We start from the raw sequence: 15,484 nt of genomic DNA on the forward strand, positions 1-15,484 counted from the left end.
AGGCGGCCCGCCGGGTGGTACGGGGCGTCCCGGCCGTGCAGGGAACGGGGTTTGCGTTGGAGCTCACTCGAAGTTCTACCGTCATGTCCATGAAGAACGGGGACCACATGAACAACCCGCAGGACATGACCCTCGGCGAGCGCCACGAGCGCGGCCTGGCCATGCTGGACACGGTCGACGGCGAGGCCGGCCACCGCGTCGTCGAGTCCCTCGCCGACATCTCCCCGGAGCTGGGCAACCAGGTCATCTCCTGGGCCTTCGGCGAGATCTACGCCCGCCCGGAACTGGCCCCGCGCGAGCGCCAGCTGGTCACGCTCGGCATGCTGACGGCCCTCGGCGGCTGCGAGCCCCAGCTGGAGGTGCACGTCAACGGCGCGCTGAACGTGGGGCTGACGCCGACGGAGGTCGTCGAGGCGCTGCTGCACTCGGCGGTGTACTGCGGCATCCCGAAGGCCCTCAACGCGACGTTCGTGGCCAAGAAGGTCTTCGCCGAGCGCGGGCTGCTGCCGGTCGGTCCGGTGACGAAGTAGGACGCGACCCGGCCTACATGATCGCTAACGTGGTCCACATGAACACAACAAGCGATCCCCGCGTCCTCTCCGCCCGCGCCACCGGCCAGTTGGCCGCGCTCATCGCGGCCGTCCCCGCCGAGCGGCTCGGCGACCCGACGCCGTGCGAGGAGTTCGACATACGCGGTCTGCTCGCGCACCTCGTCGGCGGCCTGAACGCCGGTGCCGCGATCGGCGAGACGGGGAAGCCCGAGCATCTGACGGCCGTCGCGGACGTGGCCGACGACGGCTGGGCCGCCGCCTACGAGGCGGGCCGGGCCCGCCTCGCGGCGGCCTGGGCGGACGACGCCAAGCTGGACATGCCCATCTCCGTGCCGTGGGGCGAGATGCCGGGCCGTGCGTACCTCGCCTCGGGGTGCGTGATGGAGACCGTCGCCCACACCTGGGACCTCTCGCAGGCCCTCGGCCACCCGCTTCCGCTGGACCAGGAGCTCGGCGAGTACGCGCTGCAGTGGGCCCAGCAGGCGCTGACGGCCGACCGGCGCGGCGAGGGCGTGCCGTTCGGCCCGGTGCGGACGGCTCCGCAGGACGCGGACGCGTACGGGCGGCTGGCGGCGTGGCTGGGCCGGGCGCTCTAGGGCGCGTCCGGCGGATCTTCGCGCCCCTTACGGGGCGCTCAGGCCTCCTCGGCGGCCGCGCTCCTGCGGTGCCAGGCGCGCGGTGCCCGCCAGTGGTAGTGCATGGCCAGCAGTCGCAGGACGAAGGCCGTGACGACCGGCACCACGGCCGTGGGGCCGTTGAGTGCGTCGTAGCGGATCATCAGGGCGGCGATGGTCGAACCGACCATCGCCGGCACGGCGTACAGGTCACGGTCCCAGCGCAGCAGCGACGGCACCTCATGGGCGAGTATGTCGCGCAGCACGCCGCCGCCCACGGCCGTGGCCAGGCCGAGGGTGGCGGCGAAGGTCAGGCCGAGCCCCCGGTCGTACGCCTTGACCGTGCCGGCGACGCAGAACAGCCCCAGGCCGGCCGCGTCGAAGACGCCCACCGCCTTGGTGATCCGCTCGACCTCCGGGTGCAGGAAGAAGACGATCAGCGTGGCGACCAGCGGCGTGAGGAAGTAGCCGAGGTCGGTGAAGGCCGCGGGCGGCACGGCGCCGATGATCAGATCCCGGAACAGTCCGCCGCCCAGCGCCGTGACCTCCGCCAGTACCGCCATGCCGAAGACGTCGAAGTTCTTGCGGACGGCGAGCAGCGCGCCGGAGATCGCGAAGACGAAGATCCCGGCCAGGTCCAGCGAGTGCTGGACGGTGGGACTGAACAGATCGGTGAGCACGCGACATTCTTACTCGTCGCGTACATGATTTCGGCCACGGCTACTGCAGGGCAGGCTTTCCGGAGGTCGACAGCCAGGTGGTGAACAGGTCGCCGAGGTGCTTGCCGGAGATCTTCTCGGCGAGCGCGATGAACTGGGCGGTGTTCGCGTTGCCGTACCGGTGCTGCGCGGTCCAGGTGGGCAGCAGCTTGAAGAACGCCTTGTCGCCGATCCGCTCTCGGAGCATCTGCAGCGTCATCGCCCCGCGCTCGTAGACCGGGTCGGAGAACATGGTGTCGCGCTGCGGGTCGGCCACGTTGATCTTCCAGAAGGCGTCGTCCGGCTTGTAGCTGTCGTACGCCTTCAGGAAGGCGTCGTGCGCGCTGCGGGTGCCCTTGTGCTCGTCCCACAGCCACTGGGCGTAGCTGGCGAAGCCCTCGTTGAGCCAGATGTCCTTCCAGCGCTCGACGGAGACCGAGTCGCCGAACCACTGGTGGGCGAGCTCGTGGACGATGGTGGTCTCGCTGCGCACCGCCGAGTAGACCGGCTTCGACTGGACCTCCAGGGAGAAGTGGGCGTCCGGCATGTCGTCGACGATCGCCCCGGTCTCCTCGAAGGGGTACGGACCGAAGATCTTGGACCAGTAGTCGGTGGCCGCCGCCGTGATGCCCCAGAAGTCGGTCTTGCCGGTCTGCAGACCCTTGTTCACGGCGACGTACTCCGGGATGCCGCCGGGGGTCTCCCCCGTCCGCACGTCGAAGTTGCCGATGGTGGCGGTGGCCAGGTAGGTGGCCATGGGGCGGCTCTCACGCCAGTGGGTGACGGTGGTCTCGCCACGGTCGCGGGTGGAGATCAGCCTGCCGTTGGAGACGGCGGTGAGTCCCTTGGGGGCCCGGACCGTGATGTCGAAGGTCGCCTTCTCCGACGGGTGGTCGCTGGACGGGAACCAGGTGGAGGCCGCGTTGGGTTCGCAGGCCACGAAGACGCCGTCCTTGGTCTTCATCCAGCCGTACTTGGACCCGAAGATGATCGGGCCGCCGAGCGCCTGCGGGATGCCGCCGTAGGTGACGGTCACCGTGAAGGCGCGGCCCTTGGCGAGGGCGTGCCGCGGGGTGATGACGAGCTCGTCGCCGTCGTGGCGGAAGGCGGCGGGCCGGCCGTTCACCTCGACCTTGGAGACGCCCAGCTGCTGGAGGTCGAGGTCGAAGGAGGACAGGCTCTGGGTGGCCCGCGCGGAGACGGTGGCGCGGCCGTCGAGTCTGCCGGTGCCCGGGGCGTAGGAGACGTCGAGGTTGTAGTGCCGGACGGTGAAACCTCCGTTGCCCTCGTGCGGGAAGTAGGAGTCACCGATGCCGGGCGCGCCGGGCGAGGGGTGGTCGGCGGGGGCCGCGGATATCAGACAGGCGGATGCGGCGGCGGTGGCGAGGGCGAGCAGTCTGGTGGGGGTGCGGGGCATGTTCCGTCCCTTCGGGGCGAGTTCAGCGCTATGCGGCGACCCTTCCCACGCAGGAGCCTCGTCATGCACATGCCCCGCACCTGTAACGCGCCCCGTACCCGGCCTACTCGGGGAAGTGGCAGGCCACCTGGTGCCCCGTCCGCAACTCCAGGAGCGGCGGCTCCTGTTCCGCGCACACCTCGGCGGACTTCCAGCACCGCGTCCGGAACCGGCACCCCGAGGGCGGCGAAATCGGCGACGGCACATCACCCTTGAGCAGAATCCGATCCCTCTCCTTCCGCCGCCGCGGATCCGGCACCGGCACCGCGGACAGCAGCGCCTTGGTGTACGGATGCGCGGGCGCCGTGTACAGCGACGTCCGGTCCGTCAGCTCCACCAGCTTGCCCAGGTACATCACCGCGATCCGGTCGGAGACATGGCGGATGACCGACAGGTCGTGCGCGATGATGACGTACGTCAGGCCCAGTTCGTCCTGGAGGTCGTCCAGCAGGTTGACCACCTGCGCCTGGATCGACACGTCCAGCGCCGACACCGGCTCGTCGGCGACGACCAGCTTCGGCTTGAGGGCGAGCGCCCGCGCGATGCCGATGCGCTGCCGCTGGCCGCCGGAGAATTCGTGCGGATAGCGGTTGTAGTGCTCGGGGTTGAGGCCGACGAGCTCCAGCAGCCGCTGGACCTCCTTCTTCACCCCGCCCTCGGGGGCGAGTCCCTGGAGCTTGAAGGGGGCACCGACGATCGTGCCCACGGTGTGCCGGGGGTTCAGCGAGGAGTACGGGTCCTGGAAGATCATCTGCACGTCGCGCCGCATCGGGCGCATCCCGGAGACGCCGAGGTGGGTGATGTCCCGGCCCTCGAACTCGATCCGCCCCGCGGTGGGTTCGAGCAGCCGGGTGATCAGCCGGCCCATGGTCGACTTGCCGCAGCCGGACTCGCCCACCACGCCCAGGGTCTCCCCCGTGCGCACGTCGAAGGTGAGGCCGTCCACCGCCTGCACCGCGCCCACCTGGCGCCGCAGCACCCCCTTGGTGATGGGGAAGTGCTTGACCAGCCCCTCGACGGTGAGAAGAGCTTCGGGGGTGCCGGGGTCCGTCATCGTTCCGCCCTTCACGGCTTCCTTCACAGCTTCGGCGCAATCTCTTCGGTCCAGATGCGCGTCCGCTCCTCGTGCGACATGTGGCAGGCGGAGTAGTGCGCGTCCTCGTCCGGTACGACCCCGAGTTCGGGGCGTTCCGTCCGCGTGATGCCGCCCTCGGGGACGTCCGCGTACGGGCAGCGCGGGTTGAAGGCGCAGCCCTCGGGCACGTTGATGAGGCTGGGCGGGGCGCCCTTGACGGGGATCAGCCGGTCGGTCTGCTCGCGGTCGATGCGCGGCATGGAGCCCAGCAGGCCCCAGGTGTAGGGGTGCCGGGGGCGGGTGAAGAGCGCCTCGGCCGGGCCGCGCTCGACGCAGCGGCCCGCGTACATCACCAGGATGTCGTCGGCCAGTTCGGCGACGACGCCCAGGTCGTGGGTGATGATGACGACGGCCGAGCCGAACTCCTTCTGCAGGTCGCGGATCAGGTCGAGGATCTGCGCCTGCACGGTCACGTCCAGGGCCGTGGTCGGCTCGTCGGCGATGAGCAGTTCGGGGTTGTTGACCAGCGCCATGGCGATCATGGCGCGCTGCCGCATGCCGCCCGAGAACTGGTGCGGGTAGTCGTCCACGCGGCGGTCGGGCTGCGGGATGCCGACGCGGTCCAGGAGCTCGACGGCCCGCTTGCGGGCGGTCTTTCGGTTCACGTCGTGGTGGACGCGGTAGGCCTCGACGATCTGCGCGCCGACCGTGAAGTACGGGTGCATGGCCGACAGCGGGTCCTGGAAGATCATGGCCATCTTGCTGCCGCGCAGCCGGCGCACCCGGTCGGGGTCGGCGCCGATCAGCTCCTCGCCGTCCAGCCACACCTCACCGGAGATCCGGGCCCGCGCCGTGCGGTGCAGGCCCATGACGCCGAGCGAGGTGACCGACTTGCCGGAGCCGGACTCGCCGACGACGCCGAGCGTGCTGCCGCGGCGCACGTCGAAGCTGACGCCGTCCACGGACTTCACCAGGCCGTCGTCGGTGTCGAAGTGGATGCGCAGGTCCCGCACGGAGAGGAACGCGTCCTCGGCGGCCGGGGCTTCTTGCTCGCTCACGAGTACCTCACCCTGGGGTCGATGGCCGCGTAGACCAGGTCCACCAGCAGATTGCAGACGACGATGAAGAAGGCGGCGACCAGGGTGACGCCCATGACGATGGGCAGGTCGTTGTCGCGGATGCCGGAGACGGCGTACTCGCCGAGTCCCTTGAAGGAGAAGACCTGTTCGGTGATGACCGCGCCGCCGACGAGCAGGCCGAAGTCCATGCCGAAGATGGTGACGATCGGGGTCAGCGCGGCACGCAGCCCGTGCTTGGCGACGACGACGTTCTCCTTGAGGCCCTTGGCGCGGGCGGTGCGGATGTAGTCCTCGCTCATCGTCTCCAGCATTCCGGCCCGGGTGAGCCGGGCGTAGAGCGCGGAGTAGAGGAAGGCGAGGCTGCACCAGGGGAGCAGCAGGTTCCAGGCCCACTGGGCGGGGTTGTCGGTGAAGCTGACGTAGTTCACGCCCGAACTCCACAGCGGCCACTGGACGGTGAAGATCGCCAGGCCCAGCATGCCGGTGAAGAAGATCGGCAGCGAGACACCGGCCAGGGCGATGCCCATGGACAGCCGGTCGAAGAACGACCCGCGCCGGAGCGCGGACAGCACGCCCACCGCCACGCCGGACACCAGCCAGATCACGGCCGCGCCGACGGCGAGCGAGAGGGTGACGGGGATGCGCGAGGTCAGCTGCGGCCAGACCTCGATGTGGTTCTTGAAGGAGTAGCCGAAGCAGGGCGCCGAGCAGTGGGCCGCGTCCGGGCCGAAGGTGTAGTCGGCGCCGGCGAAGATGGCCTTGACGAAGTGCCAGTACTGCTCGTAGATCGGCTGGTCGAGGCCGAGGTTGTGCTTGACCGCGGCGATCGAGGTGGGGTTGGCGTCCTTCCCCACGTACTGCGCGGCCAGCTGGTCCACCGTCTGCCCGGCGATCCGGGGGACGAGGAAGAAGATCGCGAAGGTGACTGCGCTGACCACCAGCAGCAACAGCACCGCGGCGAACACGCGTCGGATGATGTACGCAGCCACAGCTGTGCGGCGCCGGGCCCGCCGGACGGGGATCCGTCCGGCGGCCGCCGGGGTGCCTTCACCTGCCTTTCGGGTGCGGGCGGCGGAACGATTCCGCTAATTACTTGGAGGCGCTGATGCGGAGGCGCTTACCTGGAAGCGCTTACTTGGAGGCGCCCATCAGCAGGTAGTCGTACATGCCGAGGTATGCCTGGGTGACCGTGACGTTGGTGGCGCTGGTGGGGCGGAAGAGCAGGTTCTTGCGGTAGATCAGGGGCACCGCCGAGGCGTTGTCGGCGATCATCTTGTCGATCTCGCCCCAGCCCTTGTTCCGCGCGGCGGCATCGGTGTTCTTGATGGTGTCGTTGAGCATCTGGTTGATCTTGGGGTCGTCGAGCTCCTGGACGTTGTTGCCGCCGGAGGGCTTGATGGCCGCGCCGTTGGCGATCTGGTCCAGGAAGCCGAAGCCGGTGGGCCAGTCGGCGCCCCACGCGGTCATGATCATGCCGAGGTCGTGGCTGTGCACGTAGTCCGGCACCCCGGCGAAGTTGGTGAAGTACTTGCCGGTCGGGAAGGACTTGATCTCGGCCGTGACGCCGATCTTCTTCAGCGAGGCCTGCACCGCGGTGGCCATGGCCATCTCGGCGGGCCGGTCGGAGCGCGCGGTCAGGTTGGTGGTGAAGCCGTTGGGCTGACCGCACTTGGCCAGCGCCTCCTTGGCCTTGGCGATGTCGCCCTTGCCGCCCGGCGTGGGGTACTGGTCGAACTTGGTGTAGCCGTTGACCGTCGGCGGCAGCAGCGTGGTGGCCACGTCACCCTTGGGCGCGCCGCCGGCCGCCTCCTGCACGGAGGCCCGGTCGATGCCCCACTGGACGGCCTTGCGGCAGTCGATGTTGTCGAACGGCTTCACGTGCACGTTCAGGCCGATGTACGAGGTCGCGCCCGCGTACGAGGAGTCCGTCAGCTTCTTGTACTTGGGATCCTGCAGCACCTTCGGCTGGGTCTGCGGGGCGACGCCGGTGCCCGCCGCGTCGACCTGGAGGCTGTTGTTGAGCAGGTTGTTGTCGATGGTGACCTGGTTGACCTTGAACTTGATGTCGACCTTGTCCGGCAGCGGCTTGCGCACCGGGTCGGTCTTCGGGTCCCACTGCGGGTTGCGTACCAGCGTCGCGCCCTTGCCGTCCTCGTACGAGGAGAACTTGTACGGGCCCGAGGAGATGATGTGCTTGACGTAGTCGGCGCCCTTGTCGGCCTTCTGCGGCACGGGAGCCGACCCCGGGAGACCCGCGAGGTAGTCGAAGTCCGCGAAGGCGTCCTTGAGATGGAAGACGATCGTCCGGTCGTCCGGGGTCTCGATGGCCTTGATGCCGTCGGGGCTCTTGTCCTTGTACGGCCCCTGGTACTTGTCGCCGTCGACCAGGTGGGCCTTGAAGTAGGTCGGCCCGTTGGACAGCGCCTCGGGCGCGAAGTTGCTGCGCTCGATGGCGTACTTGACGTCCTTGGACGTGATCGGGGTGCCGTCCTCGTACTTGACGCCCTGGCGCAGCGTGTACGTCCACGTCTTGGCGTCGTCGCTCGGCTTGCCCAGCGACTCGGCGAGGTCCGGCACGATCTCCAGCCCGGCCTTTCCGGCCGCGGGCTTGAAGGTGGTGAGCGAACGGGCGTACAGCCGGGCGAAGTTCTGCACCCAGCCGTAGTAGGTGTTGCCCGGGTCGAGGGAGTCGGGAACGTCGGACAGGGCGAACTTCAGCGTCCCGCCCTTCTTGTCGGACGTGTTGACGACGGAGGTGAGGGCCGCGTCGGCTGCGGAGTTGCCGCCGTCCTTCCCGCCGCTGCTCTTGGACCCGCCGCCGCAGGCCGTCGCCCCGAGGGTCAGGGCCACGGCGGCGGCTATCGCGGCCGTCGCTTTGCTTCTCTTCACCTGAGGAACGCCTCCTCGATCGATGGCGGTACGGCGGACCGGCAGGCGGCGCCGCTCAAGAGATGTGTCGCGCTGATCACTTGCTGCGGGGGTCGAGCGCGTCGCGCAGCCCGTCGCCCAGCAGGTTGAAGGCCAGGACCGTGACGAAGATGGCCAGGCCCGGCACGATCATGTATTCGGGGTCGGCCTGGTAGAGCTCCGTCGCCCCGGTGAGCATGCCGCCCCACGAGGCCTGCGGCGGGGCGATGCCGACGCCGAGGAAGCTCAGGGCGGCCTCGAAGAGGATGTTGGTCGGGATCAGCAGCGTCGAGTAGACGAGGATCGGCGCGACCAGGTTGGGCAGCAGCTCCCGGAAGAGGATGAACGGACCGCGTGCGCCCAGGCTCCTGGCCGCCTCCACGAACTCCCGCTCCCGCAGGCTGAGCGTCTGCGCCCGCACGATGCGGCCCATGTAGGGCCAGTTGAAGAAGCCGATCACGAAGATCAGCACGCTGATGCGCAGCGGCAGCCCCGAGAGCCCGAAGGCGCCGTCCTGCAGGGCGGCCGAGATGGAGATGGCGAACAGCAGCAGCGGGAAGGCCAGGAAGGTGTCCATCATCCTGCTGATCACGCTGTCCACCCAGCCGCCGTAGAACCCGGCGACGACGCCGAGCACGGTGCCGATGACCACCGAGAGCACCGTGGCCCCCGTGGCGACCAGCAGCGAGACCCAGGACCCCTCGATGATCCGGGCCAGGATGTCGCGCCCGTACTGCGGGTCCACGCCCAGCGGGTGCTCCCAGCTCATGCCGCCCCAGGAGCCCTTGGGGGCGAGCAGGTCCGGGTCGATGAGGTCCTGGTGGAAGGCGTTGGGATCGAGGCCGAAGACGGACTCGATCGGCTTGGCGAGCGCCGCCAGCAGGACCAGCAGGATCACCACGATCCCGCCGGCCACGGCGACCCGGTCGCGCCTGAAGCGGAGCCAGGCGATCTGGTAGAGCGAACGCCCTTCGATCTGGCTCCGCTTCGCCCCGGCGAGGACAGCCTCGGGCTGCGCGCCGGCAGCGGACCCGGTGGTCTCGATCGGTGCTGTCATCGTTGCAGGGACCCCTCTCGGCCGGTTCCGTCCGGCCCGACGCCCGCCACCGAAGTGGCTGGTTCACATCACTGGTGCAGGAGGTGCGCAGTGTGGAGCGATGGTGCGGGGTGGTGCGGAAACATCACGCGGAGCAGGTCGTACACAGGACCGAACATCCCTGTGAAGCGGGAGTCTTCAATGTGGCCGCGATCACTCGCCAGACCTGGCCCTCAATGGATGCGCAACCGTGATGTGCGTAGGGAGGTTCCGTTATACGGACAGACCGGTCCCGACAGCGGAACGGCAACCGGCCACGAGGCGTGGCGAGTTCGGAGTTCAGTACGCCCCGGCCTGCCAGCCGTGCTGCGGCGGGTAGCCGTATCCGGACACCGGGGAGGGCGCGGCGGGGGCCGGGGTGCCGCCGCCGTAGGCGTCGCGGTCGTAGAAGGGATGGGCGTTGGCGCGCATCCACATCGCGACGGGGTCGTACTCGTCCGCGAGGGAGACCGTCGACACCGGCAGCCCGTCCGGCACCACGCCGATCGACTGCTGCATCATCAGACGCACCGACTCCACGGCGGCCCGGGAGGTGTCGTACAGGTCGAGACCGATCGCCAGGTACGCGGCGCCCAGCGCGGGCTGCACCCAGGCGCGGCGCAGCGCCCGGACGACGGGGGTGCTGCGGGCGTTCTGCGCCAGCAGCGCGTAGAACTGCGGGATGTCGGCGGCGGGTTCGCTCAGCCGCAGCGGGCCGGCCGGCAGCCGGTCCAGGCCGCCGGTGATCCGGCGCAGGTCCAGCCAGGGGATGCCGACACCGCCGCCGGGCGCATGGGGGTTGAGCCACAGGCCCCAGCGGTCGGGATAGAGCGCGGCGGCGACGGACCGGCCGGAGACGACCTCGTGGGCCCGGTTCCAGCCACTGGCGGCGAGCTCCTGGGCGGAGGTCACACAGGGCGCGTAGCCGAGGCCGTCGACCTCCATGTTCCCGTACTGGGCGTCGGGCGAGCCGGCCTGACCGTGCCACAGCAGCATCCACACCCGGCCCTCGGCCACGGACCGCAGCAGCGCCTCATAGGTGTCGTACCGTCCGGGCGCCACCTGGCGCAGCACCTGCTCCACGCCGCTCTCCGCGCCCGCGCTCACCTGGTCCGCCTCTTCTCTCGGCACGGGGAGCGCGGCCGCGCTCCCCGTGTTGGTCGTCCAACCAGCTTACGAGCCCGCGGCGGCGGACACGGGTGCTGTCACAGGTCACGGTCGTAGAACGGACGCACCCGACCGCGCATCCAGTCGCCGACCGGGTCCTGGGCGACGTCGAGGAAGACCAGCTGGACGGGCCAGGGCACGGGCGCCGAACCCAGTGCGCGGCCGACGGCCGCCATGGCGGCCTCCCGGCTGCCCGGATCCGGAAGGTCCAGTTCGATCCCCACGAAGAGGGCCGGATCCGCACCCTCGATGCTGGCCAGGGCGCGCCGGGCGGTCCGGACCGGGCCGGTCGCGGCGAACTCCAGCCCGGCGGCGGCGAGGAAGGCGGTGGGCTCCTGCTGCCAGTCCGGCTCGAAGAGCCGGACGCGGCCGCCGGTGGCGTCGCCGTCCAGCGCCGTGCGCCCGGCCCGGCACAGCTCGGCCACGGCGGGCGGCGGCAGCGGCACGGCGACGGTGCCCTCCGGGTTGACGACGATCCCGACCTGCGGCGGCAGACCGCGGGCGAACTCGACGGCGGGCGCCACGGCGAAGTCGGTGCGGTCACCGACGACGCGGCGGAACTCCTGCTCGGAGCTGAACACCGGGACGAACGCGGCACCGTCGAGATCCATCGCCGGGACGTCGAGATCCGGGCTGCCGGGGCCGCCGCCGTTGGGCAGCGGGATCCACACGCTGCTGCGCACGAGCACCTCGACGATCCGGGGCCCGGCCCCGGCCACCCCCGCCGAAACGGCGAGCACCGCCTCGAGCTCGTTGGCGGGCCAGTCGTAGGGGTGCTGCTCAGGGATGCTCATGTCGTCCAACCACCGTGTCGTCAAAGGCGCGCAGGGGGAACCTTAACGGCTGCGCCTGGGCTTGGGCGGTACGGGGCCGTCGTCGACTGCGGGCTCGTCGTGGCTGGTCGCGCAGTTCCCCGCGCCCCTTTGGGGCGCGATCACGCACAAGCCCCGCCCCGTCAGGGGCGCGGGGAACTGCGCGAGCAACCACCGACGGCCCGCAGTCGACGCACTGCACTTCCGGCGGAGCGCTCAGCCGAAAGTGATCACGCGGACCGTGTCCGCGGCCGCACGGTCCAGGACCGCCACCGAGACCACCCCGCGCGGGAGGCGCCCGGCCGCGGCCCCCGCCACCAGGCGCCCCATCGCTCGCCGGTGCCGCGCGAACACCCGCCGTGACACGCAACGCCCCCGCCGCATCTGCCCCTCCAGCGCCACCGCCGGCTCGACGACCAACAGCAACAGGTGCAGCGCACCCCCGCGCCGCCGCACGCCCCGTGCCAGCCAGCGCCGCACCAGGCCCACCCGCCCGCTGTCGTGCACCACCACGCTCCCGCCCGCCCGCAGGGCACCCCGCAGCGCCGCGAAGTGCAGCACCCGGGCCACGGGCCGGTAGAGCCCGTACGGCAGCCCGCCCGGCAGCCGCCGCTCCAGCCGGAGCCGGGTGTCCTGCGAGTCCACGCACTGCACCGGCGCGCCCGCGGCGTCCAGCGGGGCCACCGCCCGCCGGATCAGCGTCGTCTTCCCGCTGCCGGGCAGCCCGGAGACGACCAGCAGGTCGCCGGCCGGGTACCGCAGGTCGACCACCTCCGCCATGGCACCTCCCACCGGCCGATACCCGTCGAACGTAAAGGAAAGGTAATCCAATTCACGGGGCTGCACCTGGTCCATCGCACGCTCGTACGTGCAATGATGTGCGCGCCAACGCACGACCGGCACGTCCAACTGCATACCGGCCGCTCGAATCCGTGCGGGAGAGTCCTGGGCACCGACCCGGGCGCCGAAGGAGCAAGTTCCTCCCTTGAATCTCTCAGGCCCCGATACCGCACGGGCGAGGCAGATCTGAAAAGCGGGCCGCCCGTGCGGCGGCCCCACCCAAGGTGCAAGCCGGGGGAGTCTCCCGGTGAACCTCTCAGGTTCCGATGACAGATGGGGAGGACGTCCTCACTGCCATGCCTGGGAGCCCCACATGACCGTTGCCCCTCGCCGAACGGCCCTCGACGCGACGCACCGCGCGCTCGGCGCCACCATGACCGACTTCGCGGGCTGGGACATGCCCCTGCGCTACGGCAGCGAGCGCGACGAGCACCTCGCCGTGCGCACCCGTGCCGGTCTGTTCGACCTCTCCCACATGGGCGAGATCACCCTCACCGGCCCGCAGGCCGGCGCCGCCCTGGACCACGCGCTGGTCGGCAACATCTCCGCGCTGGCGGTCGGCCGGGCCCGGTACACCATGATCTGCAACGCGGAGGGCGGCATCCTCGACGACCTGATCGTCTACCGCCTGGGCGAGCAGGAATTCATGGTCGTCGCCAACGCCTCGAACGCGCAGACCGTGCTGGACGCGCTCACCGAGCGCGCCGCCGGATTCGACACCGAGGTCCGCGACGACCGCGACCACTACGCGCTGATCGCCGTCCAGGGCCCGGCCTCCCCCGGGATCCTGAAGTCCGTCACCGACGCCGACCTCGACGGCCTGAAGTACTACGCCGGTCTGCCGGGCACGGTCGCGGGCGTGCCCGCGCTCATCGCGCGCACCGGCTACACCGGCGAGGACGGCTTCGAGCTGTTCGTCGCGCCCGCCGACGCGGAGAAGCTGTGGCAGGCCCTGACCGAGGCGGGCGCCGCGGCCGGCCTGGTGCCGTGCGGCCTCTCGTGCCGCGACACGCTCCGACTGGAGGCCGGCATGCCGCTGTACGGGCACGAGCTGACCACCTCCACCACGCCGTTCGACGCCGGACTCGGCCGAGTGGTCAAGTTTGACAAGCAGGGCGACTTCGTCGGCCGCGAGGCGCTGCAGGCCGCCGCCGAACGCGCCGAGACCGCCCCGCCGCGCAAGCTGGTCGGCCTGGTGGCCGCCGGCCGCCGCGTGCCGCGCGCCGGGTACCCGGTCGTCGCGGGCGGCGAGGTCGTCGGCGAGGTCACCTCGGGCGCCCCCTCCCCCACCCTCGGCAAGCCGATCGCCATCGCCTACGTGGACGCGGCGCACGCGGCGCCCGGCACCGAGGGCGTGGCCGTGGACATCCGTGGCACCCATGAGACGTACGAGGTCGTCGCGCTTCCGTTCTACAAGCGGGAACGATGAGAAAACCGAGCAGGAAGGGCTGATCCCCAGCCCATCCCGTCTCACCTGTCAAGACCCGTTGCACAACCACTCACGCGCATCCAGGAGAATCTAGTCATGAGCAACCCCCAGCAGCTGCGCTACACCAAGGAGCACGAGTGGCTGTCGGCCGCCGAGGACGGCGTGGCGACGGTCGGCATCACCGAGTTCGCGGCCAACGCGCTCGGTGACGTCGTCTTCGCCCAGCTCCCCGAGGTGGGCAGCACCGTCACCGCGGGCGAGACCTGCGGCGAGCTGGAGTCGACCAAGTCGGTCAGCGACCTGTACGCCCCGGTGACGGGCGAGGTCGTCGCGACCAATCAGGACGTCGTGGACGACCCGGCGCTGGTGAACTCCGCCCCGTTCGAGGGCGGCTGGCTGTTCAAGGTGAAGCTCACGGACGAGCCGGCGGACCTGCTGACCGCCGACGAGTACACCGACTTCGCCGGCTGACCTCGCCCCCTCCCCGCCCAGGAAGTCCAGGAAGAACTCATGTCGCTTCTGAACAGCTCCCTCCATGAGCTCGACCCCGACGTCGCCGCCGCCGTCGACGCCGAACTCCACCGCCAGCAGTCCACCCTCGAGATGATCGCCTCGGAGAACTTCGCTCCGGTCGCGGTCATGGAGGCCCAGGGCTCGGTCCTCACCAACAAGTACGCCGAGGGCTACCCGGGCCGCCGCTACTACGGCGGCTGCGAGCACGTCGACGTCGTCGAGCAGATCGCCATCGACCGGATCAAGGCGCTCTTCGGGGCCGAGCACGCGAACGTGCAGCCGCACTCCGGCGCGCAGGCCAACGCCGCCGCGATGTTCGCCCTGCTCTCCCCCGGCGACACCATCCTGGGTCTGAACCTCGCCCACGGCGGGCACCTGACCCACGGCATGAAGATCAACTTCTCCGGCAAGCTCTACAACGTGGTCGCCTACCACGTCGACGAGCAGACCAACCTGGTGGACATGGAGGAGGTCGAGCGCCTCGCCAAGGAGCACCGCCCGAAGCTGATCGTGGCCGGCTGGTCCGCCTACCCGCGCCAGCTGGACTTCGCGGCCTTCCGCCGGATCGCCGACGAGGTCGGCGCGTACCTGATGGTCGACATGGCCCACTTCGCGGGCCTCGTCGCCGCCGGTCTGCACCCGAACCCGGTGCCGCACGCGCACGTCGTCACCACGACCACGCACAAGACCCTGGGCGGTCCGCGCGGTGGTGTGATCCTCTCCACGGCCGAGCTGGCCAAGAAGATCAACTCGGCGGTGTTCCCCGGTCAGCAGGGCGGTCCGCTGGAGCACGTGATCGCGGCCAAGGCGGTGTCCTTCAAGGTCGCGGCGACCGAGGAGTTCAAGGACCGCCAGCGCCGTACCCTGGAGGGCGCGAAGATCCTGGCCGAGCGCCTCGTCCAGGACGACGTGACGGCGGAGGGCGTCTCCGTCCTCTCCGGCGGCACGGACGTGCACCTGGTCCTGGTGGACCTGCGCCACTCCGAGCTGGACGGCCAGCAGGCCGAGGACCGCCTCCACGAGGTCGGCATCACGGTCAACCGCAACGCCATCCCGAACGACCCGCGTCCCCCGATGGTCACCTCGGGCCTGCGGATCGGCACCCCGGCGCTGGCCACGCGCGGCTTCCAGGCGGAGGACTTCCGCGAGGTGGCGGACGTCATCGCCGAGGCGCTGAAGCCGGGCTACGATGCGCAGGCCCTGCGGGCCCGCGTCACCGCCCTCGCGGCGAAGCACCCGCTGTACCCCGGACTGAAGTAACCCGTCAG

General features: G+C 70.4%; 15 protein-coding genes and 1 riboswitch. Of the genes, 5 read left to right on the forward strand and 10 right to left on the reverse strand.

The features are described from left to right. Window positions 1–125 precede the first annotated feature (125 nt). Together ACMATS_RS12065 and ACMATS_RS12070 are read left to right on the forward strand one after the other, a co-directional pair. Window positions 126–530: a carboxymuconolactone decarboxylase family protein gene (locus ACMATS_RS12065; protein ID WP_390776811.1), complete on the forward strand. Its 405-nt coding sequence runs from the start codon at window positions 126–128 to the stop codon at window positions 528–530. 38 nt (window positions 531–568) lie between these two features. Further along, a complete protein-coding gene (locus ACMATS_RS12070) occupies window positions 569–1,147 on the forward strand; it encodes a TIGR03086 family metal-binding protein (RefSeq protein WP_414167892.1) in 579 nt (192 codons plus the stop codon). 38 nt (window positions 1,148–1,185) lie between these two features. Here the strand turns inward: ACMATS_RS12070 and ACMATS_RS12075 are convergent, their stop codons facing one another. From ACMATS_RS12075 to ACMATS_RS12120, 10 genes are all read right to left on the reverse strand, one after another. Next, complete coding sequence (locus tag ACMATS_RS12075) at window positions 1,186–1,845, reverse strand: trimeric intracellular cation channel family protein (protein ID WP_414167893.1); 660 nt, start codon at window positions 1,843–1,845, stop codon at window positions 1,186–1,188. Window positions 1,846–1,885: 40 nt separating this feature from the next. Further along, window positions 1,886–3,280 (reverse strand): M1 family metallopeptidase, encoded by a 1,395-nt coding sequence (locus ACMATS_RS12080; RefSeq protein ID WP_414167894.1) that lies wholly within the window; start codon window positions 3,278–3,280, stop codon window positions 1,886–1,888. 103 nt (window positions 3,281–3,383) lie between these two features. Then, complete coding sequence (locus ACMATS_RS12085; RefSeq protein WP_414170702.1) at window positions 3,384–4,373, reverse strand: ABC transporter ATP-binding protein; 990 nt, start codon at window positions 4,371–4,373, stop codon at window positions 3,384–3,386. Between the two features lie 23 nt (window positions 4,374–4,396). Then, window positions 4,397–5,452, reverse strand: a complete 1,056-nt coding sequence (locus ACMATS_RS12090) for an ABC transporter ATP-binding protein (RefSeq protein ID WP_336413473.1) — start codon at window positions 5,450–5,452, stop codon at window positions 4,397–4,399. Further along, on the reverse strand, window positions 5,449–6,462 hold the full coding sequence (locus tag ACMATS_RS12095; RefSeq protein WP_336413474.1) for an ABC transporter permease: 1,014 nt from the start codon (window positions 6,460–6,462) through the stop codon (window positions 5,449–5,451). The genes ACMATS_RS12090 and ACMATS_RS12095 overlap by 4 nt, the downstream gene beginning before the upstream one ends. A 142-nt stretch (window positions 6,463–6,604) precedes the next feature. Beyond that, window positions 6,605–8,362, reverse strand: coding sequence for an ABC transporter substrate-binding protein (locus tag ACMATS_RS12100; RefSeq protein ID WP_414167895.1), 1,758 nt, complete (start codon window positions 8,360–8,362; stop codon window positions 6,605–6,607). Between the two features lie 76 nt (window positions 8,363–8,438). After that, complete coding sequence (locus ACMATS_RS12105) at window positions 8,439–9,437, reverse strand: ABC transporter permease (protein ID WP_336413476.1); 999 nt, start codon at window positions 9,435–9,437, stop codon at window positions 8,439–8,441. A gap of 318 nt (window positions 9,438–9,755) precedes the next feature. Continuing rightward, complete coding sequence (locus ACMATS_RS12110; RefSeq protein WP_390776639.1) at window positions 9,756–10,562, reverse strand: enhanced serine sensitivity protein SseB C-terminal domain-containing protein; 807 nt, start codon at window positions 10,560–10,562, stop codon at window positions 9,756–9,758. Between the two features lie 98 nt (window positions 10,563–10,660). Next, window positions 10,661–11,416 (reverse strand): enhanced serine sensitivity protein SseB, encoded by a 756-nt coding sequence (locus ACMATS_RS12115; RefSeq protein ID WP_414167896.1) that lies wholly within the window; start codon window positions 11,414–11,416, stop codon window positions 10,661–10,663. Between the two features lie 234 nt (window positions 11,417–11,650). Then, window positions 11,651–12,214, reverse strand: a complete 564-nt coding sequence (locus ACMATS_RS12120) for an AAA family ATPase (RefSeq protein ID WP_414167897.1) — start codon at window positions 12,212–12,214, stop codon at window positions 11,651–11,653. Between the two features lie 145 nt (window positions 12,215–12,359). Beyond that, window positions 12,360–12,454, forward strand: a riboswitch (glycine riboswitch). Window positions 12,455–12,587: 133 nt separating this feature from the next. On the opposite strand from ACMATS_RS12120, the gene gcvT reads away from it, so the two are divergent. The 3 genes from gcvT to glyA all read left to right on the forward strand — a co-directional run bounded on the left by gcvT (window position 12,588) and on the right by glyA (window position 15,476). Further along, the gene (gene gcvT / locus ACMATS_RS12125) at window positions 12,588–13,703 is read left to right on the forward strand and encodes a glycine cleavage system aminomethyltransferase GcvT (RefSeq protein WP_414167898.1); all 1,116 of its coding nucleotides are present in this window, start codon (window positions 12,588–12,590) and stop codon (window positions 13,701–13,703) included. Between the two features lie 96 nt (window positions 13,704–13,799). After that, complete coding sequence (gene gcvH / locus ACMATS_RS12130) at window positions 13,800–14,174, forward strand: glycine cleavage system protein GcvH (RefSeq protein WP_390776635.1); 375 nt, start codon at window positions 13,800–13,802, stop codon at window positions 14,172–14,174. A gap of 39 nt (window positions 14,175–14,213) precedes the next feature. Next, a complete protein-coding gene (gene glyA / locus ACMATS_RS12135) occupies window positions 14,214–15,476 on the forward strand; it encodes a serine hydroxymethyltransferase (RefSeq protein WP_336413482.1) in 1,263 nt (420 codons plus the stop codon). Window positions 15,477–15,484: the final 8 nt, after the last annotated feature.

This window comes from Streptoverticillium reticulum, assembly GCF_047456005.1.
GTDB lineage: Bacteria > Actinomycetota > Actinomycetes > Streptomycetales > Streptomycetaceae > Streptomyces > Streptomyces reticulum.